Origin of the sequence: Streptomyces albus subsp. albus, from assembly GCF_000719865.1 — a bacterium.
In the GTDB taxonomy this organism is placed as follows: Bacteria; Actinomycetota; Actinomycetes; order Streptomycetales; family Streptomycetaceae; genus Streptomyces; species Streptomyces albus_E.
Genome location: NZ_JOID01000024.1, coordinates 42444 through 63278 on the forward strand (window position 1 = coordinate 42444; position 20835 = coordinate 63278).

At 72.2% G+C, this 20835-nt stretch carries 23 protein-coding genes and 1 tRNA gene; 10 read left to right on the top strand and 14 right to left on the bottom strand.

Annotated elements, in window-relative coordinates; genetic code table 11:
• Window positions 1-158 precede the first annotated feature (158 nt).
• Entirely contained in the window at window positions 159-902 is a 744-nt protein-coding gene (locus tag IF83_RS0122985; RefSeq protein WP_051723219.1) for an ABC transporter permease, read from the bottom strand.
• 852 nt (window positions 903-1754) lie between these two features.
• Here IF83_RS0122985 and IF83_RS0122990 point away from each other — a divergent pair.
• Window positions 1755-4070, top strand: a complete 2316-nt coding sequence (locus IF83_RS0122990) for a transglycosylase domain-containing protein (RefSeq protein WP_394297367.1) — start codon at window positions 1755-1757, stop codon at window positions 4068-4070.
• Between the two features lie 222 nt (window positions 4071-4292).
• Here the strand turns inward: IF83_RS0122990 and IF83_RS0122995 are convergent, their stop codons facing one another.
• Window positions 4293-4595: a GroES family chaperonin gene (locus IF83_RS0122995; RefSeq protein WP_019711573.1), complete on the bottom strand. Its 303-nt coding sequence runs from the start codon at window positions 4593-4595 to the stop codon at window positions 4293-4295.
• Between the two features lie 125 nt (window positions 4596-4720).
• On the bottom strand, window positions 4721-5077 hold the full coding sequence (locus IF83_RS0123000) for a DUF3618 domain-containing protein (RefSeq protein ID WP_030547140.1): 357 nt from the start codon (window positions 5075-5077) through the stop codon (window positions 4721-4723).
• A gap of 172 nt (window positions 5078-5249) precedes the next feature.
• Between IF83_RS0123000 and bcp the strand changes: the two genes are divergently transcribed.
• The 4 genes from bcp to IF83_RS0123020 all read left to right on the top strand — a co-directional run bounded on the left by bcp (window position 5250) and on the right by IF83_RS0123020 (window position 7368).
• Window positions 5250-5729, top strand: coding sequence for a thioredoxin-dependent thiol peroxidase (gene bcp, locus IF83_RS0123005; RefSeq protein ID WP_030547142.1), 480 nt, complete (start codon window positions 5250-5252; stop codon window positions 5727-5729).
• 151 nt (window positions 5730-5880) lie between these two features.
• Window positions 5881-6561 (top strand): HNH endonuclease signature motif containing protein, encoded by a 681-nt coding sequence (locus tag IF83_RS0123010; protein ID WP_051723207.1) that lies wholly within the window; start codon window positions 5881-5883, stop codon window positions 6559-6561.
• Window positions 6558-7229 carry an HNH endonuclease signature motif containing protein gene (locus tag IF83_RS0123015; protein ID WP_030547146.1) on the top strand — a complete coding sequence of 224 codons (672 nt, stop codon included), beginning with the start codon at window positions 6558-6560 and terminating at the stop codon, window positions 7227-7229. The genes IF83_RS0123010 and IF83_RS0123015 overlap by 4 nt, the downstream gene beginning before the upstream one ends.
• 54 nt (window positions 7230-7283) lie before the next feature.
• Window positions 7284-7368, top strand: a tRNA-Leu gene (locus IF83_RS0123020).
• A gap of 68 nt (window positions 7369-7436) precedes the next feature.
• Here the strand turns inward: IF83_RS0123020 and rdgB are convergent.
• The 4 genes from rdgB to IF83_RS0123040 all read right to left on the bottom strand — a co-directional run bounded on the left by rdgB (window position 7437) and on the right by IF83_RS0123040 (window position 10264).
• Window positions 7437-8048, bottom strand: a complete 612-nt coding sequence (gene rdgB, locus IF83_RS0123025; protein ID WP_030547147.1) for an RdgB/HAM1 family non-canonical purine NTP pyrophosphatase — start codon at window positions 8046-8048, stop codon at window positions 7437-7439.
• 186 nt (window positions 8049-8234) lie between these two features.
• Complete coding sequence (locus IF83_RS0123030; RefSeq protein ID WP_030547149.1) at window positions 8235-8627, bottom strand: hypothetical protein; 393 nt, start codon at window positions 8625-8627, stop codon at window positions 8235-8237.
• A 390-nt stretch (window positions 8628-9017) separates the two neighbouring features.
• Window positions 9018-9764, bottom strand: coding sequence for a ribonuclease PH (rph, locus tag IF83_RS0123035; RefSeq protein ID WP_030547150.1), 747 nt, complete (start codon window positions 9762-9764; stop codon window positions 9018-9020).
• A 242-nt stretch (window positions 9765-10006) separates the two neighbouring features.
• Window positions 10007-10264, bottom strand: coding sequence for a glucose PTS transporter subunit EIIB (locus IF83_RS0123040; protein ID WP_078650138.1), 258 nt, complete (start codon window positions 10262-10264; stop codon window positions 10007-10009).
• A 268-nt stretch (window positions 10265-10532) separates the two neighbouring features.
• On the opposite strand from IF83_RS0123040, the gene IF83_RS0123045 reads away from it, so the two are divergent.
• Window positions 10533-11804, top strand: a complete 1272-nt coding sequence (locus IF83_RS0123045; protein WP_030547152.1) for a PTS transporter subunit EIIC — start codon at window positions 10533-10535, stop codon at window positions 11802-11804.
• A gap of 306 nt (window positions 11805-12110) precedes the next feature.
• Complete coding sequence (locus tag IF83_RS0123050; RefSeq protein ID WP_030547154.1) at window positions 12111-13358, top strand: PTS transporter subunit EIIC; 1248 nt, start codon at window positions 12111-12113, stop codon at window positions 13356-13358.
• A gap of 222 nt (window positions 13359-13580) precedes the next feature.
• Here IF83_RS0123050 and IF83_RS0123055 read toward each other — a convergent pair whose 3' ends face one another.
• Window positions 13581-14333, bottom strand: a complete 753-nt coding sequence (locus tag IF83_RS0123055; protein WP_030547156.1) for an MBL fold metallo-hydrolase — start codon at window positions 14331-14333, stop codon at window positions 13581-13583.
• 274 nt (window positions 14334-14607) lie between these two features.
• Between IF83_RS0123055 and IF83_RS0123060 the strand changes: the two genes are divergently transcribed.
• Entirely contained in the window at window positions 14608-15159 is a 552-nt protein-coding gene (locus tag IF83_RS0123060) for a type II toxin-antitoxin system PemK/MazF family toxin (protein WP_030547158.1), read from the top strand.
• Window positions 15160-15326: 167 nt separating this feature from the next.
• On the opposite strand, the gene IF83_RS0123065 is transcribed toward IF83_RS0123060, so the two are convergent.
• The 6 genes from IF83_RS0123065 to clpS all read right to left on the bottom strand — a co-directional run bounded on the left by IF83_RS0123065 (window position 15327) and on the right by clpS (window position 18445).
• Complete coding sequence (locus IF83_RS0123065; protein ID WP_030547159.1) at window positions 15327-16277, bottom strand: PLP-dependent cysteine synthase family protein; 951 nt, start codon at window positions 16275-16277, stop codon at window positions 15327-15329.
• On the bottom strand, window positions 16277-16609 hold the full coding sequence (locus tag IF83_RS0123070; protein ID WP_051723208.1) for a MoaD/ThiS family protein: 333 nt from the start codon (window positions 16607-16609) through the stop codon (window positions 16277-16279). Before IF83_RS0123070 ends, IF83_RS0123065 begins: the two co-directional genes overlap by 1 nt.
• Window positions 16610-16733: 124 nt before the next feature.
• Window positions 16734-16835: a putative leader peptide gene (locus IF83_RS35495; RefSeq protein WP_019711586.1), complete on the bottom strand. Its 102-nt coding sequence runs from the start codon at window positions 16833-16835 to the stop codon at window positions 16734-16736.
• Between the two features lie 89 nt (window positions 16836-16924).
• Window positions 16925-17350 carry a M67 family metallopeptidase gene (locus IF83_RS0123080; RefSeq protein WP_030547163.1) on the bottom strand — a complete coding sequence of 142 codons (426 nt, stop codon included), beginning with the start codon at window positions 17348-17350 and terminating at the stop codon, window positions 16925-16927.
• A 187-nt stretch (window positions 17351-17537) separates the two neighbouring features.
• Window positions 17538-18134 (bottom strand): DUF2017 domain-containing protein, encoded by a 597-nt coding sequence (locus tag IF83_RS0123085; protein ID WP_030547165.1) that lies wholly within the window; start codon window positions 18132-18134, stop codon window positions 17538-17540.
• Entirely contained in the window at window positions 18134-18445 is a 312-nt protein-coding gene (gene clpS / locus IF83_RS0123090; protein ID WP_030547167.1) for an ATP-dependent Clp protease adapter ClpS, read from the bottom strand. The genes IF83_RS0123085 and clpS overlap by 1 nt, the downstream gene beginning before the upstream one ends.
• An 83-nt stretch (window positions 18446-18528) precedes the next feature.
• On the opposite strand from clpS, the gene IF83_RS0123095 reads away from it, so the two are divergent.
• Both IF83_RS0123095 and IF83_RS0123100 read left to right on the top strand, forming a co-directional pair.
• On the top strand, window positions 18529-19857 hold the full coding sequence (locus IF83_RS0123095; protein ID WP_030547169.1) for a nicotinate phosphoribosyltransferase: 1329 nt from the start codon (window positions 18529-18531) through the stop codon (window positions 19855-19857).
• 309 nt (window positions 19858-20166) lie between these two features.
• On the top strand, window positions 20167-20754 hold the full coding sequence (locus IF83_RS0123100; protein WP_030547171.1) for an isochorismatase family protein: 588 nt from the start codon (window positions 20167-20169) through the stop codon (window positions 20752-20754).
• The last annotated feature ends 81 nt before the right edge of the window (window positions 20755-20835 follow it).

Here is a 20835-nt window from a genome sequence, read left to right on the forward strand (position 1 = left end):
TCTCCGTCCCCGTCCGGATTCGCGCTCCCGCTCCCGCTTCCGGGCCCGCTTCCGCTTCCGGTCCCGCTTCCGCTTCCGGTCCCGTACGGGCCTCCCGCCCGGCCGGAGCCGGCCCCGGGTCCCGTGGGTCCCCGGGCCCGGTCGGCCGCGGGCGCGTCTCAGCCACCCTGGACCACCACCCTCCGCACCGCCACCGACTGCAGCGCCCGCCCCGCCGCGAGCAGCGCCAGCGCCCACCCGGCCTGGAACCCGTACGCCCCCGCCAGCTCCCGCAGGCCGTACTTCCCGAGGAAGACATCCGCGGGAACCTGGAGCATCGACGCCCACGGCAGCATCCGCGCCACCTCCCCCAGCACCCCGGGGAAGACCGTCAGCGGCAGCAGCATCCCGGAGAAGAACATCGCCACCAGCGCCGAGACCTGGACGACGCCCTGGCCGTCCAGCAGCCAGAACGCGGACAGCACCACCAGGAAGCGGATCGCGTAGCTCACCACCACGCCCAGCAGCACCGACAGCAGGAACGCCGCCCACAGCAGCGGCCCGGCGGGGAACGCCAGATCGAAGACGAGCCCGCCCACCAGCAACGGCACCGCGCCCCGCCCCAGCAGATGGAACGCCGCCCGGCCGAGGTCGTGCGCCAGCCACCACCACTGGAGATCGGCGGGACGGAAGAGATCGACGGCGATGTCGCCGGTGCGGATCCGTTCGATCAGCTCGTCCTGGAAGCCGCCGCCCATCGTGGCCATCGGCATCAGCAACGCCTGGCCCACCCAGACATAGGTCAGCGCCTGGGAGAGGTCGTAGCCGCCGAGCCCGTCCCGCTGCTCCCACAGGGCCGTGTACGTGAAGGTGAGGATGAGGCCGAAGACCGTGTTGGTGAAGACACCCGCGGCCGTCGCCATCCGGTACGTCGTGTGGCGCCGGAAGACGCCCGCCGCCACCGCCCCGTACAGCCGCGGCCCGCCGCCCGGGCGCGCTCCGCCGCCCTCTCCCCCACCCCCGCGCACGCGTGCCCCCGCTCGTCGCCGGCCGGCCGCCGATCGCCACCGGCCGCCACCCGCCACCCGCCGATCACCGCCGAAATCGCCCCAAACGGATGAGCCTAGCCGGGCGGACGCAGCGAGTGTGCATGTTTTTCCGCCATCCGGTCAGCCGTAAGGGTGGCCCGGGAGGGCCTTCGGTGTGTCCCGGCATCCCGCCGGGCGCTCCGGCCCCCAGCACGCGGAAATGATGATGCGACAGTCCGCCTCGTGGCGCAGGCCCGCTGATCAGCCCGCCCCGACAGTGACCGCCGCCATACAACCTTTGGTGGCGGCCGAGGAGTCCCCAGACATATGAGTGACGAGCCGCAGCAGCAGAAACCGCCGGGCCCGGGACCGGAACGGGAACCGCGGGAGGGGCCGGAGCCGGAGCCGGCGCCCGAGCCGGAACGGACCCCGGAACCGGGTGCGGCACCGGCGGCGGACGCGACCCTGGCCGGGGAGCCCCGGCCGGCGACGGAACCGGGAACGGCGCGGGAGCCGGGATCAGCACCGGCGGGACCCGGCGAGCCGGCGCCGGCACGGGAGCCCGGGGCGGGGCCCGAAACCCGGCCCACCGCGGCGGCCGCCGCTGCCACCGCGCCGGAAGCGGCCGGCGACGGCGGGAGCCACGCCGGGCACGGGGCAGGGGCGGGGGCAGGGTCCGCAGCAGGGGCCGGGGCCGGGGCCCGCGCGGGCCGCACCGGCTTCCGCCGCTTCCTGCCCACCTGGCGGATGGTGCTGGGCGGCGTCCTGCTGATCGTCCTCCTCCTCAGCGGCGGCTTCGCCACCGCGTACCTGCTCGTCGGCATCCCGGCCGCCAACGAGCACGCCGTCCGGCAGGGCAACGTCTACCTCTACTCCGACGGCACCCAGCTCGCCACCGACGGCGACGTCAACCGCCAGAACGTCAAGCTCGACCGGGTACCCGAACACGTCCAGCGGGCCGTCCTCTCCGCCGAGGACCGCGACTTCTACACCGAGTCCGCCGTCGACCCGCAGGCCATGCTGCGCGGCGCCTGGAACACCGCCACCGGCAAGGGCAAGCAGTCCGGCTCGACGATCACCCAGCAGTACGTCAAGAACTACTACCTGGCCCAGGACCAGACCCTCAGCCGCAAGGCCAAGGAATTCATCATCGCGATCAAGCTCGACCGCGAGACGAGCAAGAACGAGATCCTCGAGGGCTACCTCAACACCAGCTATTTCGGCCGCCGCGCCTACGGCATCCAGGCCGCCGCGCACGCCTACTACCGCAAGAACGCCGAGGATCTGACCACCGCCGAGGGCGCCTACCTCGCCGCCCTGCTCAACGCCCCCGGCTACTACGACATCGCCACCCACCCGGAGAACAAGGCCCGCGCCCTCGCCCGCTGGAACTACGTCCTGGACGGCATGGTCGACGAGGGCTGGCTCAGCCGCTCCGAGCGCTCGCGCATGGAGTTCCCCACCCCGGCCGAGGGACGGCCCTCCTCGGGGATGAGCGGCCAGCGCGGCTATCTCGTCGAAGCCGTCAAGCAGTACCTCTCCGCCCACAACATCATCGGTGAGGACGCCCTCGAAGCGGGCGGCCACCGCATCACCACCACCATCGACCGGAAGCGGCAGGACGCCTTCGTCGACGCCGTCGACGAACAGCTGATGTCCAAGCTCGACAAGAAGGACCGCGAGGTCGACCGCTACGTGCGGGCGGGCGGCGCCTCCATCGACCCCAAGACCGGCGAGGTCGTCGCCCTGTACGGCGGCATCGACTACACCGAGCAGTACGTCAACAACGCCACCCGGCGCGACTACCAGGTCGGCTCCACCTTCAAGCCCTTCGTCCTCGCCGCCGCCGTCGACACCGGCGCGGAGACCCTCGACGGCCGCACCATCACCCCGAACGCCCGCTACGACGGCACCAGCGGCCGCACCGTGCAGGCCCGGTCCGGCAGCACCGGCTACAAGCCGGAGAACGAGGACGAGCGGAGCTACGGGCAGCTCAGCGTCGCCGAGGCCACCGACAAGTCCGTCAACGCCGTCTACGCGCAGATGGCCCAGGACGTCGGCCCGGCCGCCGTCCGCCGCACCGCCGTCGGCCTCGGGCTCCCCGAGGACACCCCCGACCTCACCCCCGACCCCTCCGTGGCCCTCGGCGTCGCCACCGCCAGCGTCCTCGACATGACCGAGGCGTACGCCACCCTGGCCAACCACGGCGAACACCGCGAACCCGTCCTCGTCACCAAGATCATCAAGGGTGAGCGGGAACTCGACCTGCCGGAGAGGGTGACGGAACGGGCCATCAGCCGTGAGGCCGCCGACACCACGACCTCCGTCCTCAAGGGCGTCGTCGAGAAGGGCACCGGCACCGCCGCCCGCTCGGCGGGCCGCCCCGCCGCCGGCAAGACCGGCACCGCCGAGGAGGACCGCGCGGCCTGGTTCGCCGGCTACACCCCCGACCTCGCCACCGTCGTCGCGGTGATGGGCCAGGACTCCGAGACCGGCGAGCAGAAGAAGCTCTACGGAGCCACCGGGATGGCCCGCATCAACGGCGGCGGCTACCCCGCCCAGATCTGGGGCCAGTACACCGCCGCCGCCCTGAAGGGCAGCCCCGCCGAGGGCTTCGACCTCAAACTGATGGACGGCGCGAACGACCCCGACCCGGGAGACCCGGGCGACGCGTTCGAGGAAGCCGGTGAGACCGAGGGGCCCTGGGAGGACACCGGCGACTCCGGCGACACGGAGGACCCCGGGGAGACCGAGGAGACCGGCGGCACGGACGGCCCCGGCGACACGGCACCGCCCACGGGCTCCGAACCGCCGCCCACGGACGACGGCAAGGGCAGCGGCGGCGGTGACACCGGCGGAACGGACGGCGGCACCGACGGGGGCACCGACACCGGAGGCAGCACCGGCGGAGACACCGGCGGATCCGGGGGAACCGGCGGCGACACCGGAGGCACGGTCGGACCCGGCGGAACGGACGGCGGCGCCGACGGCGGAGGCGGCACGGACACGGCCGGCGCGGGCACGGCCGCCACGAGCACGGCCACCGCGGGCGCGGCCGCCTGACGGCCGGCAGACGGAACGGCCCGGAGACGGGAACGGCCCGGAGGCCGCTGCCGAGCCACTCGGCGGACGGCTCCCGGGCCGTTCGGGGTTGATCCCCGGGCTGATCCCGGATCGCTCGGAGGGCTGTCCCCGGACCGCCCGGAGATCACCCGGAGATCACCCGGAGATCACCCGGACTTCATCATCCGGAGACCGGCTCGAAGCCCGCCCGGAGACCGCCACTCAGAGATAGAGCCCCGTGGAATCCTCCGCGCCCTCCAGGCGCTCGGCCGCGACCGCGTGCAGATCCCGCTCCCGCATCAGGACGTACGCCACCCCGCGAACCTCGACCTCGGCCCGGTCCTCCGGGTCGTAGAGCACCCGGTCCCCCGGCTCCACCGTCCGGACGTTCTGCCCCACGGCCACCACCTCGGCCCAGGCCAGGCGGCGCCCGACCGCGGCGGTCGCCGGGATGACGATGCCGCCCGTGGAGCGGCGCTCGCCCTCCGCGATATCGGTGCGGACGAGCACCCGGTCGTGCAGCATCCGGATGGGCAGCTTGTCATCGTGCGTAGCGTTCTGGCTCACGCCACGAAGGTACCTGCCGAGCGGCGCCGGAATGCCACGGGCCCTGTATCACCGGCGCCGACGCGGCCCGCCGGGCGGCCGGCTCAGCGCCGGCGCCCCCGGCCCCCGGTGCGCCCTCCGGCGCCACCGCGCCGGGAGGACACCGTCACCAGCAGGCCCACCACCGCCACCACGGCCACCGCCGCCGGAACGATCCGCTCCAGCCGCGGCTCACCCTTCTCCGACACGAAGGCGCCCCGTACGTCGTTCAGCGCGCGGTTCACCGCCACATAGGCCCGCCCCGCCGTACGGTCCACGGCCGACACGGCCTTCGCCTTCGCGTCCCCGACGATCGTCTTCGGGTGCACCCGCACCGCGATCTCGTCGAGCGTCACGGCGAGCTCCTGGCGCCTGCGGGCGATATCCGCCTCGATCTGCGCCGGGGTCCTGGCTTCCGACACCGCGCTGCCTCCGTCGTCCTGAGTTGATCGGTGTTTCCGTCCGTGCTGGTCGTCCGCGATGGACAGTCTGTCAGCTCCTGCCCGGCGTTGCCCCCCGGCACCCCCGCGGATCCTTCGCACCGCCCGGTTAATCTCGGGGAGAGCCGTCCGTCCGTCACCACCGAGGAGAACCATGAGCGAGCGACTGCAGCCCGGCGACACCGCCCCCGCCTTCACCCTGCCCGACGCGGACGGCAAGCCGGTGTCCCTCGCCGACCACGCGGGCCGCAAGGTCATCGTCTACTTCTACCCGGCGGCCCTCACCCCCGGCTGCACCAAGCAGGCCTGCGACTTCACCGACAACCTGGAGCTGCTGGCCGGTGCCGGCTACGACGTCATCGGCGTCTCCCCGGACAAGCCGGAGAAGCTCGCCAAGTTCCGCGAGAAGGAGAACCTCCGGGTCACCCTCGTCGGGGACCCGGAGAAGTCGGTGCTGGAGGCATACGGCGCCTTCGGCGAGAAGAAGCTCTACGGCAAGACGGTGACCGGCGTCATCCGCTCCACGGTCGTGGTGGACGAGCACGGCAAGGTCGAGCGCGCCCTCTACAACGTCAAGGCCACGGGCCACGTCGCCAAGCTCCTCAAGGACCTCTCCGTCCAGCCGAACGCCTGACCGTCCGGCCCTGTAGGCGACACCAGTCTCGGGAACGTCCGGGGTCCTCGGAACACGATCGACGGCCCCGGACGGCGTAACCCTGTCACGCCCCTCTCGTTGATGAGTTCGAGACCGCAGTGAGCACTCGATTCTCAACGGGGGGTTTGCCATGCCGTCGAGTCCCTACACACGCGACCGACTGAATGAAGCCGCGAGGTCCTCCCGCACCCTCAGCCAGGCTCTTGTGAAGCTCGGTGTGGACCCGAAAAGCGGCAGTCGGCGGTACCTCAGCGCCCGGATGAGAACCCTGGGAATCGACACCTCTCACTTCGAGCGCGAGGGCGCACGCTGGACCAGGGAGATCCTCGAACCGGCGGTGGCAGCCTCTGCGAACATGAACGAAGTCCTGCGCCGTCTCGGCCTGGGCATCGTCGGCGGGCACCACACCCACATCAGCAACCGGGTCCGGGCACTGGGCATCGACACGTCCCACTTCACGGCACGCGCCTCCGGCAACCGGGCCGGACGCCGCCGTCGTACGCCCGAGGACATTCTGGTCGAGCAGAATCCCGAAAGTGCCCGGCGCGTACACGGTGACCGGCTCAGACAGTGCATGCTCGACGCCGGTGTTGCCCACCTCTGTGCCCTCTGCGGAATGGCGCCGATGTGGCGCGGACGGCGTCTGCCGCTCGAAGTGGACCACATCGACGGCAGGTGGTGGAACAACCGGCTGGGGAATCTCCGGCTGCTCTGCCCCAACTGCCATGCGACAACGGATACCTACCGGGGCCGCAACAAAGGGCCCCGGGGCACGCGCGACCGGCACCGTCTCTCGGGGACGGCGTCGTGAGTGGTTCCCGGCGCTACACGAAGGACCTTCTGACGGTTGCGGCGGAATCCTGCTCGGACATCGGCGAAGTGATTGTTTTCGTCGGCGCAAAGCCATACGACGGCCTCGAACGGCACCTGTTCCGCCGCTTCGCCCACTTCGGGATCGATGTATCCCATATGCGCCGCCGTCCCGGCCCGGCCGAGCAGGCACCGGGCAAGGACATTCTGCGGCAGGCCATTCAGAATTCCGTCTCCATCGCTGGTGCGCTGCGGTTGCTGAGCATCCCGGATCACGAGCGGACGCGCCGACGTCTTCGCCGGTGGGCGGCGGAAGCCGGGATCAGCACATCGCACTTCCTTGGACAGGCCCATCAGCGCGGCCGACCCGGTCCCGTGCCGAAGAGGAAGCCGGAAGAGATCTTGGTCAAGCGCAGTGGAGGGCACCGGACCAAGACGGCTCTGCTGAGGCGGGCCCTGCTGGCCATTGGCGTGGCCGAGCAATGCGCGGAGTGCGGAACCGAAGCCCGGTGGCAGGGGAAGCCGATGACGCTGGAGATCGACCACATCAACGGCGACCGGACCGATGACCGTCCGGGCAATCTGCGGCTGCTCTGCCCCAACTGCCATGCGGTGACGAGCACATGGTGCCGTGGATCCCGAGCCCGAGCCGACACCGCAGGGTTGTGACGGTCTTGCCACCATGACCGGGCAGGCCGTGAACCGCTACGATGGTCATGGTCGGCGGCCGTGGCTAAATTGGTTAGAAGCGCAGCGTTTAGGTCGCTGTGGGAGAAATCCCATGTGGGTTCGAGTCCCACCGGCCGCACCGGAGATGCCGGGTACGTCACCTTGGGTCGTCAGGTGGCCGTACCCGGCATCACTGTCCGAGCAGGCTCAGCCCAGCAGTTCGCGTACCAGGGGGGCCAGGGCGCGGAAGGCCTTGCCGCGGTGGCTGATGGCGTTCTTCTGCTCCGGGGTGAGTTCGGCGCAGGTGCGGGTCTCCCCGTCCGGCTGGAGGACGGGGTCGTAGCCGAAGCCGCCGGTGCCGACGGGGGTGTGGCGGAGGGTTCCGGTGAGGCGGCCCTCGACGACGCGTTCGGTGCCGTCGGGCAGGGCCAGGGCCGCCGCGCAGGCGAAGTGGGCGCCGCGGTGTTCGTCGGCGATGTCGGCGAGTTGGGCCAGCAGGAGGTCGAGGTTGGCCTTGTCGTCGCCGTGCCGGCCGGCCCAGCGGGCGGAGAAGATGCCCGGGGCGCCGCCGAGGACGTCGACGCAGAGGCCGGAGTCGTCGGCGACCGCGGGGTGTCCGGTGGCGCGGGCGAGGGTGTGGGCCTTGAGGAGGGCGTTCTCGGCGAAGGTGACGCCGGTCTCCTTGACGTCCGGGATCTCCGGGTAGGCGTCGGCGCCGACGAGTTCGATGGCTTCGGGGCCGAGGCCCGCGTCGGCCAGGATGGCGCGCAGTTCGGTCACTTTATGGGTGTTGCGGGTGGCGAGGATCAGGCGCTTCATGGACGGCGATTATTCCGCCCCGCGCCCCCGCCGGTCCGGGCGGGCGCGGTATCGGTCGCCGTGGCGCGCCGGGTGGGTCGCTTCGCCGGTGGCCCCGGCCGCACCGGCGGTGGCCGGGGCCCGTGCGGCGGGTGGCCCCGGCCGCACCGGCGGGTGGTTCGGCCGGTGCGGGCGGGGTGGGTCCGGTCAGCCCGGGGAGCAGACCTCGGTGATCTCGCCGGCGGCGTCCGTGATGGGGGTGAGGTCCGGTGTGCGGTTGTCGTTGACCGCGTCGCGGGCTTCCTTGACCGCCGTGTCGAGCTTGTCGACGGCCTTGCCCAGGTCGGCGTCGCCGGTCTCCTTGCCGAGGGTGTCGAGGTTCCGTTCGATGCGGTCGAGGGCGTCGATGGACTCGGCCGGGTTCTCGGCGGCGTCGGTGGCGGCTCGCTGCAGGTCGGAGACGGCCTCGGTGATCGTGGCGGCGGTCCGGGCGCAGTCGAAGGCTTTCTCGACGGCACCGCATCCCGTGAGGAGCGGCACGGCGAGCGCCGCGGCGGCGAGAGCGGTGACGGCGGTGGTGGTGCGGCGGCGCGGTGCCATGGACGGCGGTCCTCCCCTGGTGCGGGTGGGCGGACGGGTGGCCCGTACGCCCGTACGTACCCGTATTAACGCACGCCGGGGCGCCGGAGTTGCCCCCGCTGCCGTCATCGGACCGGATCCGGCCAAGGGGCGGCCGGGGCGGTGGCCGGTTCGCGCCCCGGCGGCCCGGGTCGTCCGACTCCGCGCCGGCCGGGCAGGGTTCGGACGGACGCGGTCCGGCGCCGGGCGCGCTGCTCGGCTCCGGCTCCCCTCGGTGCGGGACCGGGGCAGGGCCCTCACCCTTCGGGGCCGGGACCACGCGCGGGCGGGGGCGGCCGGCCCGTTCGGGCCGGGCCCGGCGGGCGCCGCGCGCCCTCCGCGCCCCGGCCCGGTCGGACCACTGAGACCCTGTCAGGCCGTCGCGTCGAGCGCTTCGCGCTGGGCGGTGGCCAGTTCGGTGCAGCCGGTGACGGCGAGGTCGAGGAGGCCGTTGAGCTCCTCGCGGGCGAAGGGCTCCCCCTCGGCGGTGCCCTGGACCTCGACGAAGCGGCCGTCGCCGGTGCAGACGACGTTCATGTCGGTCTCGGCGGTGACGTCCTCCTCGTAGCAGAGGTCGAGGAGCGGCACGCCGCCGACGATGCCGACGCTGACGGCCGAGACGGTGCCGGTGAGGGGCTCGCGGCCCGGCTTGACGAGCTTCTTGCCCCGGGCCCAGCCGATGGCGTCGGCGAGGGCGACGTAGGCGCCGGTGATGGCGGCGGTGCGGGTGCCGCCGTCGGCCTGGAGGACGTCGCAGTCGAGGACGACGGTGTTCTCGCCGAGGGCCTTGTAGTCGATGACGGCGCGGAGCGAGCGGCCGATGAGGCGGGAGATCTCGTGGGTGCGGCCGCCGATCCTGCCGCGGACGGCCTCGCGGTCGCCGCGGGTGTTGGTGGAGCGGGGCAGCATGGAGTACTCGGCGGTGACCCAGCCCTCGCCGCTGCCCTTGCGCCAGCGCGGTACGCCCTCGGTGAAGCTGGCGGTGCAGAACACCTTGGTGTCGCCGAAGGAGATGAGGACGGAGCCCTCGGCGTGCTTGCTCCAGCCGCGTTCGATCGTGACGGGGCGGAGTTGGCCGGGTGCGCGGCCGTCGATGCGGACTCCATCGTTGAGAAGCATGCCCCGACCCTATCGGCTGTCCGGGAGGCGCCGTTCCGGTTCGGCGGCATGCGGGGCGGGGCGGGTGCGGGTCCGGGGGACGGGCGGACTCGGGGCACGGGCCGGGGCCGGGGACCGGGGCGGGCCGCGAACGGAGCCGACGGTCCGCGAAAACCACCGAGGGCTCCGGCCGGCGCGGGGAGGCGGCGGACAGCGGAACCCTCGGGAGTGCTGGGGACGGGCCGCGGCCCGTCCGGTGGCCGTTACATCATGTCCTCGATCTCGGCGGCGATCGGGTCGGCGTCGGTGCCGATGACGACCTGGACGGCGCTGCCCATCTTGACGACGCCGTGGGCGCCGGCGGCCTTGAGCGCGGCCTCGTCGACGAGGGAGGGGTCGGCCACCTCGGTGCGGAGGCGGGTGATGCAGCCCTCGACCTCCTCGATGTTGTCGAGCCCGCCGAGCCCGGCGACGATCTTCTCAGCCTTGCTGGCCATGTCCACTCCTGGTGTTCTCGGCACGCTTGTCTCAGCACGCTCGTCCGGCACTGCGGCGACCTGCCGACCGCTTCCTCACGCTAACCCACGTTTGGCCCACCTTCGCGGGCATGTGTCCGCCATCTGGCGAAGGATGGCGCTCACCGGTGCCGCACCCGGCGGTGCGGCGGAGTCGGACGCACCCGGCGACTGGTCTACACCAGTATGCCGCGCCTGCCAACCCCCGGGAAGCGGGCGGTACGAACCGGGCGCGGGAAGCGGGCGGCGCGAAGTGAGCGGATCGGAGAACCGGATGAGTTCGGAGGCCACCACCGCCGGCAGGCGGCCGCACAAGTCCTGGACGTCCGTGCTCTTCCAGGGACTGCAGAAGATCGGGCGGAGTCTCCAGCTGCCCATCGCCGTCCTGCCCGCGGCCGGTCTGCTGGTCAGCCTGGGCAATCTGATCGAGGCCTACGGCGAGGGCGACTTCTGGGCGAAGACCGCCAAGGTGCTGCTGACGGGCGGCACGGCCATCCTGGACGGGGGGTTCGGGCTGCCGCTGCTGTTCTGCATCGGGGTGGCGATCGGCTTCGCGCGGAAGGCCGACGGCTCCACCGCGCTGGCCGCCGTCGTCGGCTTCCTCGTCTACCACAACGTCCTGACGGCCTTCCCCGTCGAGGGGTCGGTCACCGAGGCGCTGCCGGACGGGGAGCCGCAGAACCCGGGGGTGCTCGGCGGCATCCTCATCGGCCTGCTCACCGCCGTGATGTGGCAGCGTTACCACCGCACCAAGCTGGTCGACTGGCTCGGCTTCTTCAACGGCCGCCGGCTGGTGCCCATCATCATGGCGTTCCTCTGCACGGTGCTGGGCGTGGGGTTCGGGCTGCTGTGGGAGCCGGTGGGCGACGGGCTGACGTGGGTCGCCAAGCAGTTGATCGACATGGGCGAGTGGGGCGCCGGGATCTTCGGGGTCGCCAACCGGCTGCTGATCCCGATCGGTATGCATCAGTTCCTGAACACCTTCTTCTGGTTCCAGGCCGGGGAGTTCGAGGGCGCGGAGGGGGAGACGGTGCAGGGCGATCTGACCCGCTACTTCGCCGGGGACCCGGACGCCGGGCAGTTCATGTCCGGCTTCTTCCCGATCATGATGTTCGGTCTGCCGGCCGCCGCGCTGGCCATCGCGCACTGTGCCCGTCCGGAGCACCGCAAGGCGGTCACGGGCATGATGCTCTCGGTCGGCCTGACCTCGTTCGTCACGGGGGTGACCGAACCGATCGAGTTCTCCTTCCTGTTCGTCGCGCCGGTGCTGTACGGCATCCACGCGCTGCTGACGGGGATCTCGATGGCGGTCACCTGGGCGCTGGGGGTGCACGCCGGCTTCAGCTTCTCGGCGGGGCTGATCGACTACATCGTCAACTGGCATCTGGCGACCAAACCCTGGCTGATCATTCCGATCGGGCTGTGTTTCGCGGTGGTCTACTACGTGGTCTTCCGGTTCGCCATCACGAAGTTCGACCTGGCCACTCCGGGCCGGGAGCCGGAGGACGTGGAGCAGGAGACGGAGAAGGGGGCCACGGCCCCCTGAACCGCCGGCCCGGCCCCGGCCGCACGCCGCCCTCTCAGCCCTCTCCGCGACCTCTCAGCGACCTCCTTCACCAACTCCTTTCCGACAGCGTCCCGTTGCCCCACCGAACGCCCCGAGCCCCGGTTCCGCCGCTGGAACCGGGGCTTCCGTGGGTATGCACAGTTGTGATGGCGAAGCTTTGGCCGGAGGCTTCCTCAGTGTTCCGGAGCGTGGTACAAGAGGTCTAAACCACTTGGTGTAGACCGCGCGGCGTGGTGTCCCGACGGGCCGGGGTCCCGGGTCCGCATCCGCTCCGGAAGGAACCCGATGAGTACGACGACTGACAACGCGGCTCCCGCGAAAAGGCGGGGCTCCGGTTTGTGGCAGGGTCTGCAGAAGGTCGGGCGCAGCCTCCAGCTGCCCATCGCCGTTCTGCCCGCCGCCGGCATCCTGCTCCGTCTCGGCCAGCCCGACGTCTTCGGTGACGACGGCCTGAAGTGGGGCAAGGTCGCGGCCGTGTTCGCCACCGCCGGCGGCGCGATCTTCGACAATCTGCCGCTGCTGTTCTGCATCGGTGTGGCCATCGGCTTCGCCAAGAAGGCGGACGGCTCCACCGCGCTCGCGGCCCTCGTCGGCTTCCTCGTCTACAAGAACGTGCTGACCGCGTTCCCCGTCGCTGAGGCGCAGGTGAAGGAGGGTGCGGATGTCGCGGCGCAATACCACAACCCGGGGGTGCTGGGCGGCATCGTGATGGGTCTGCTGGCCGCGGTGTTCTGGCAGCGCTACCACCGCACCAGGCTGGTCGACTGGCTCGGCTTCTTCAACGGCCGCCGGCTGGTGCCGATCATCATGGCCTTCGTCGGCACGCTGGTGGGTGTGGTGTTCGGGCTGGTGTGGGGCCCGATCGGGGACGGTATCCACGCGGTCGGCGAGTGGCTGACCGGGCTGGGCGCGCTGGGCGCCGGGCTCTTCGGTCTGGTCAACCGGGCCCTGATCCCGGTCGGCATGCACCAGTTCGTGAACACGGTGGCCTGGTTCGAGATCGGTTCGTACAAGGACGGGGCCGAGACCGTCACCGGTGACCTGAACCGGTTCTTCGCCGAGGACCCGAGCGCCGGACTCTTCATGACCGGCTTCTTCCCGATCATGATGTTCGGCCTGCCGGCCGCCGCGCTGGCCATCGCGCACTGCGCCCGCCCGGAGCGCCGCAAGGCCGTGCTCGGCATGATGCTCTCGGTCGGCCTGACCTCGTTCGTGACCGGCATCACCGAGCCGATCGAGTTCTCCTTCATGTTCATCGCGCCGCTGCTGTACGCGCTGCACGCGGTGCTGACGGCGATATCCATGGCGGTCACCTGGGCCCTGGGCGCGCACCACGGGTTCACGTTCTCCGCCGGCTTCATCGACTACACGCTGAACTGGCACCTGGCGACGAAACCCTGGCTGATCATCCCGGTCGGCCTGGTGTTCGCGGCGGTCTACTACGTGGTCTTCCGCTTCGCCATCACCAAGTTCAACCTGCCCACTCCGGGCCGGGAACCGGAGGAGGAGGTCGAGGACCTCACCAAGGCGTGACCGGCCGGAGAGACGGACGGACGGGAGCGACGGCGGAGGCCGTGCCGGAAACCCCCCGGCACGGCCTCCGCCGTTTCCGCGCTGCCCGCGCCGCCCGCGCCGCCCGCGGCGCCGCAGTGCCGGCGGAACGGTTCGGCGGGAGGGGAAACGGGATCCGGGTGGGACCATGGAACCCGGATCCCGTTACCGCTCCCGCCGAACGTTCAGGCGTTACCGCCGCGGCTACAGCTCGTAGACGGCGCCCGGGCGGGCGAGTTCGACAGGGCCGTCGAAGACCTCGCGCGCGTCCCGGAGATTCACGGAGGCGTCCGTCCACGGCGGGATGTGGGTGAGCACCAGCCGCCCCACCCGGGCGCGCTGCGCCTGCTCCCCCGCCTCCCGGCCGTTGAGGTGCAGCTCCGGCAGGTCCTCCTTGCCGTGCGTGAAGGACGCCTCGCACAGGAAGAGGTCCGCGCCCTCGGCGAGGCCCTCCAGCGCCCCGCAGGGGCCGGTGTCGCCGCTGTACGTCAGCACCCGGCCGCCGTGCTCGATGCGGAAGCCGTAGGCCTCCACGGGGTGGCTCACCTCGTCCGTGTGGACGGTGAAGGGGCCGATCTCGAAGGTGCCTGGCTTCAGCGTGCGGAAGTCGAAGACCTCGCTCATGGACTTTTCGGACGGCACGTCGTCATAGGCGGCGGCGAGCCGCTGCTCCGTGCCCTCGGGCCCGTAGACCGGGATCGAGGCGGGCCGGCCGCCCTCGTACCGGTAGTAGCGGGCCACGAAGTAGCCGCACATGTCGATGCAGTGGTCGGCGTGGAGGTGGCTCAGTATCACGGCGTCGAGGTCGTAGAGACCGCAGTGGCGCTGCAGCTCGCCCAGGGCGCCGTTGCCCATGTCGAGGAGCAGCCGGAAGCCGTCGGCTTCGACGAGGTAGCTCGAACAGGCCGAGTCCGCGGACGGAAACGACCCGGAGCAGCCGACGACGGTGAGCTTCATGAAGCGGGAACCTCCGAGTGCTTCAGTCCCCCGGCTGGTCTTGGGCGCGGGGGAGGATCCGGGGGCCGTACGGTTTGTCGAGCGTAAGGCGCGAAAGGGCTGGTCGCCCCTCCGTGGAGGGCTGTTGTGGGGGAACTCACCCGCCGCTTCACCGGTACGGGGGTGGCACCGGCGGGGGGTTCGGTTCCCCGGTGGCGGGCCGGCGCCCTGTTCGAGGGCCCGGCGCGGTCGGTGTGTGCGGCCTGAGGGCGGCCGGTTCGGGAAAGGTGTGGTCATGGACACATGGATGTGGGCGGCGCTGGCCGTGGTGGTGGTGCTGGCGCTGGTGGCGTCGGTCGTGGACGGCTGGGGGCGGGGTGCGCCGCCGGACCGGGCCCGCCGGCGGCCCGGGGGGCGGCTCCGGCCGCCGGGGCGTGCCGGGGAGCGGCCGCGTCCGGGGCCCCGGGGCCGTACGCGGCCGCGTCCCGCCGTGCGCCCGGGGAAGCGGCCGGCCGGGCGGCCCGCCGGGGCGGTGCCGGCGCCGCGGGCGCGGGAGATCTGGTGGGCGGACGTCCCGTTCGAGGACGGGCCGGGGTCGAAGGACCGGCCCTGTTTGGTGCTGTCGGTGCGCGGGGGCTCGGCCCGGGTCGTCAAGATCACCAGCCGGGACCAGGGTGCGCGGCCGGGGGTCGTGGAGTTGCCGCCGGGCTCGGTGGGTGACCGGGCGGGCAGGACGAGCTATCTGACGACGGACGAGCTGCGGGACGTGCCGCTGGCGGAGTTCCGGCGCCGGGTCGGCGAGGTGGACCGCTCGGTGTGGAGTCGGGTCCGGCACCTGGCTCGCTGACGCGCGGCCGGTCTCCCGCGCGGGTGGCGGGGGACCGGCCGTGCGCCATCGGACCGGCCGGGCGCCATCGGACCGGCCGTGCGCCATCGGACCGGCCGTGCGCCATCGGACCGGCCGGGCCGGTCCGTGGCGGGCGGCGCCACGGGCCGGGCCCGGGGGCCGGTGGTTCAGGCCCAGAGCTGGCCCTGCAGGGCCTCGACCGCTTCTTCCGTGGTCTCGGCGGTGTAGATGCCGGTCGAGAGGTACTTCCAGCCGCCGTCGGCGACGATGAAGACGATGTCGGCGGACTCGCCGTCCCGGACCGCCCTGCGGCCGACGCCGATCGCCGCGTGCAGGGCGGCGCCGGTGGAGATGCCCGCGAAGATGCCCTCTTCGCGCAGGAGTTGGCGGGTGCGGATGACCGCGTCCTCGGAGCCGACCGAGTAGCGGGTGGTGAGCACCGACTCGTCGTAGAGCTCGGGGACGAAGCCCTCGTCGAGGTTGCGCAGCCCGTAGACCAGGTCGTCGTAGCGCGGTTCGGCGGCGACGATCTTCACGTCGGGCTTCCGCTCGCGGAGGTAGCGGCCGGCGCCCATGAGGGTGCCGGTGGTGCCGAGGCCCGCGACGAAGTGGGTGATGGAGGGCAGGTCCTCGAAGATCTCCGGGCCGGTGCCGGCGTAGTGGGCACCGGTGTTGGAGGGGTTGCCGTACTGGTAGAGCATCACCCAGTCCGGGTTCTTCTCCGCGATCTCCTTGGCCACGCGGACCGCGGTGTTGGAGCCGCCCGCGGCCGGGGAGGAGATGATCTCCGCGCCCCACATGGCGAGCAGCTGGCGCCGTTCCTCGGAGGTGTTCTCGGGCATGACGCAGACGATGCGGTAGCCCTTGAGCCGGGCGGCCATGGCGAGCGAGATGCCGGTGTTGCCGGAGGTCGGCTCCAGGATGGTGCAGCCGGGCGTGAGCAGGCCCTCCTTCTCGGCCTGCTCGATCATGTGCAGCGCGGGGCGGTCCTTGATGGAGCCGGTGGGGTTGCGGTCCTCCAGCTTGGCCCAGATGCGGACGTCGTCGGACGGCGAGAGCCGCGGCAGGCGCACCAGGGGGGTGTGGCCTACCGCGGCGAGCGGGCTGTCATAGCGCATCAGCGGGTCCGCTTCATGCGGTGCGTCCGGCCGCCGGTCCGGTGCTGCCCGGCGTGCGCCGAGCCGCCCGCGACGGCGGGGAGGATGGTGACGCTGTCGCCGTCGCTGAGCTTGGTGTTGATGCCGTCGAGGAAGCGGACGTCCTCGTCGTTCAGGTACACATTGACGAACCGGCGCAGGTTGCCGTCGTCGACCAGGCGCTCACGGATGCCGGTGTGCCGTGCTTCGAGGTCGGTGAAGAGCTCCTCGATGGTGGCGCCATTGCCCTCGACCGACTTCTGGCCGTCGGTGTAGGTGCGGAGGATGGTCGGGATGCGGACCTGGATGGACATGGGCAGGGTGCTCCTGTCGGGGAGGGGTCGGGATGCGCGCGGGGCGGGACAAGGGCGGGGCGGGTCCCCGGGCCGGTTCGCGGACGGGGACCGTGCCGGGGCGTGTTCGTGGGGCCCCGGAGGCTCAGCGGGGACAGATCGCGCTGGCGAGGCGGCACAGATCGACGTGCAGCCGCGCCACGAGCAGCGGGCCCGGGGTCTTGTCGCTCACGCCGTGGACAACCATGAGGGCATCGTATCGATTCCCCGTCCGAGTGCCGGATACGCGTCTCGCAGCGTGGACGGTGCGCTGGACACCGGAGCCGCCGGTGTCGGTCAGTACGACGGGACGATCTTCACGTCCTCTTCGGTGATCTCGCCCTCGGCGATGCGGAACGACCGGAATTCCGCGGGGCCTTCGCCGTTGCCGCACTCGGCGGTGGAGACCAGGACGTAGTGCGCACCGGGCTCGTTGGCGTAGGTCACGTCCGTGCGGGAGGGGTACGCCTCGGTCGCCGTGTGGGAGTGGTAGATGACCACCGGCTCCTCGTCGCGGTCGTCCATCTCCCGGTAGAGCTTGAGCAGGTCGGTGGAGTCGAACTCGTAGAACGTGGGCGAGCGGGCCGCGTTCAGCATCGGGATGAAGCGCTCGGGGCGGCCGGAGCCGACCGGGCCGGCGATCACTCCGCACGCTTCGTCGGGGTGGTCGGCGCGTGCGTGGGCCACGATCCAGTCGTGGAGATCCTGGGTGATGGTCAGCATGCCTCCTAGGGTATGGCGGCACCCGGTGGCGCCGGAGGGAGGTGTCCTCCTGGTGAGACGGCAGCGGCCCACGGAGTGGGACGGGGGCCGGGAGGGACCGGGACGGAAGCGGCGAAGCCGCAGGACGGGGCGCGCCGTTCCGGTGGGGTGAGATCCCGCTCACGGTGCCGGCCGGGCGCGGCCCGGTTCAGGCCGTCAGTGTCCCGATGAGGGATTCCTGGAGTCCGCCGAGCCAGAGGTAGGCCATCACCATCGGCTTGCGCGGGTCGCTGTCGGGCAGCCGGTAGAGCTCCTGGTCGTCCTCGGTGACCTCCAGCCGGGCCCCGATGGCCAGCCGCAGGTCGTTGAGGGTGGCGAGCCACTGCCGGGATTCCTCCGGGGCGAGTTCGAGGAGGGCCTCGCCGTCCTCGGGGGCGTGCAGCCGGTCGAGGGCGTGGACGACGCCGAGGGCGTCCCGGCGCTTGCGGGCGCGCAGGTCGTTCTCGGTGTAGCGGCGGAACTCGGCGGCGTATTCGCGGATCTTCTCCTCGCCGTCGCCGCCGGGCTCGCGCCCCGGGTCCCCGTAGGCGTCGGGGAAGAGCCGGGCCAGGGCCGGGTCGGACGGGGGGTCGCTGGGGCCGTCGGCGAAGAGGGCGTCCAGCGGGTCGGCCCCGTCGGCGGGCTCGTCGCCCGGGCCGACGAGCTCCAGCAGCTGCACGGCGAGGCTGCGCAGGATGGAGATCTCGACCGGGTCCAGCGCGACGGCGGCCCCGCCGCCCGGTACGGCTTCGAAGGTGCCCGGCATCAGCGGTCCTGGCTCAGGGTGGCCCACAGGCCGTAGCCGTGCATGGCCTGGACGTCGCGTTCCATCTCCTCGCGGCTGCCGCTGGAGACGATGGCGCGGCCCTTGTGGTGTACATCGAGCATCAGTTTGCTCGCCTTGTCCTTCGAGTAGCCGAAGTACGCCTGGAAGACGTAGGTCACGTAGCTCATGAGGTTGACCGGGTCGTTGTGCACGATCGTCACCCAGGGGACATCGGGCTCGGGCACCTCCGAGGGCGCTCCGCCGGTCTCCGTCTGCTCGATCTCGATGGGGGCGACACTCACAGACCCCATGCTGCCATCAGGTGGCGTACATCGCACAAACGGACCGGCCGCAGAAATCGTCAAACTGACGAGATGGGGTTAGCATCGCTGTCATGAACTCAGCGGACCTGGGGCTGCCGGTGGCCGTGCCGTCGACGGCGCTCTTCACCGACCACTACGAACTGACCATGCTGCAGGCCGCGCTGCGGGCGGGTACCGCCGGCCGCCGCTCGGTCTTCGAGGTCTTCGCCCGCCGGCTGCCGGAGGGCCGCCGCTACGGGGTCGTCGCCGGCACCGGCCGGGTACTGGACGCCGTGGAGAACTTCCGCTTCGAGCCGGAGATGCTCGCCTTCCTGCGGGAGCGCCGGGTGGTGGACGAGCCGACCCTGGAGTGGCTGGCCGGCTACCGCTTCCGCGGCGACATCAGCGGCTACCGCGAGGGCGAGGTGTACTTCCCCGGCTCGCCGGTCCTCCGCGTGGAGGGCAGCTTCGCCGAGGCCGTGCTGCTGGAGACCGTGATCCTGTCGATCCTCAACCACGACTCGGCGGTGGCCGCCGCCGCGTCCCGGATGTCGGTGGCGGCCGGTTCCCGCCCGCTGCTGGAGATGGGCGCCCGGCGCACGCACGAGCTGGCGGCCGTGGCCGCCTCGCGCGCCGCGTACGTCGGCGGCTTCTCCGCCACCTCCGAACTGGCGGCCGGCTTCCGGTACGGCATCCCGACCGTGGGCACCAGCGCGCACGCCTTCACCCTGCTCCACGACAGCGAGCGCGACGCCTTCACCGCCCAGGTCGAGTCCCTGGGCCGGGGCACCACGCTGCTGGTCGACACCTACGACGTGGCCGAGGCCGTCCGGCTGGCCGTCGAGATCGCCGGGCCGGAGCTGGGCGCGGTCCGCATCGACTCCGGGGATCTGCTCCTGGTGGCCCACCGGGTGCGGGCGCAGCTCGACGCGCTCGGAGCCCGGGACACGAAGATCGTGGTGACCAGTGACCTCGACGAGTACGCCATCGCCTCACTGGCCGCGGCCCCGGTGGACTCCTACGGGGTCGGCACCCGGCTGGTGACCGGCTCCGGCCACCCCACCGCCTCCATGGTCTACAAGCTCGTCGCCCGCGCGGAGTCGGCCGACCCCGCCGCACCGCTCCTGCCGGTGGCGAAGAAGTCGCTCGGCGGCAAGACCTCGGTGGGCGGCCGTAAGTGGGCCGCGCGCCGCCACGAGGCGGACGGCACCGCCGAGGCCGAGGTCGTCGGGACCGGCCCGGTGCCCCCGGAGTACGAGGACGGGCTGCTGCAGACGGAGCTGGTACGGGCCGGCGAGGTGCTGGCCCGGGAGCCGCTGGACACCGTGCGCGAGCGCCATCTCGCCGTCCGTGCCCGCCTCCCGCTGTCGGCGATGCAGCTCAGCAGCGGCGAGCCGGTGCTCCCCACCGAGTACGTGTAACGAGCGGGTACGTGTAGCGCCGGTGCGGCGCGGGTACGGCGGTAGTGCTCCGGGCACCCGGATCCCACCGCTCCCGCGCCCGCGGGGCGCCCTCGCGCCCGGTACGACCCGGCGGCAACGACGCCGCAGCTCCACCCCGCCCCCACGGCGGGCCGCACCCCCGGGACCTGACCCGCCCGGGCGGCACCGGGCGCCCTCCGCCCCCTGCCCGGCGGGTCCGGGCCGTCCCTTACCCTGGGTTACGGGATGGTTCTCCGGCCTCCCGCGGAGGTCCGTCCCCGCCGCTCGACCAGCCGAAAGGCCCGCGCCATGCACCGTGCACTGATAGTCGTCGATGTGCAGAACGACTTCTGCGAGGGCGGAAGCCTCGCGGTCGCCGGCGGCGCCGACGTCGCCGCCGCGATCACCGATCTGGTGGCGGAGTCGACGGCCGGTTACCGCCACATCGTCGCCACCCGCGACCACCACATCGACCCGGGCGACCACTTCTCCGACGAGCCGGACTTCAAGAACTCCTGGCCGGCCCACTGCGTCGCCGGCACCGAGGGCAGCGGCTTCCACCCCAACTTCGCCCCGGCCATCGCCTCCGGCGCCATCGACACCGTCTTCGACAAGGGCGCGCACGCCGCCGCCTACAGCGGCTTCGAGGGCCGGGACGAGAACGACGTCCCGCTCGCCGACTGGCTGCGCGAGCGGGAGATCGAGGAGGTCGACGTGGTGGGCATCGCCACCGACCACTGCGTCCGCGCCACCGCCCTGGACGCGGCGCGCGAGGGCTTCAGAACGCGGGTGCTGCTGGACCTCACGGCGGGCGTCGCCGCGGAGAGCACCGAGCGGGCGCTGGAGGAGCTGCGCGGAGCGGGCGTGGAGCTCCAGGGGAAGCCGGTCGTGGGCTGAACCCGGTCGTGGGCAGACGGGCGGGGCCGCCGCCCTCCGGCGCGGGCCCGGGCCGGAGCCCTGGCGGGGGCGGGCCGGAGC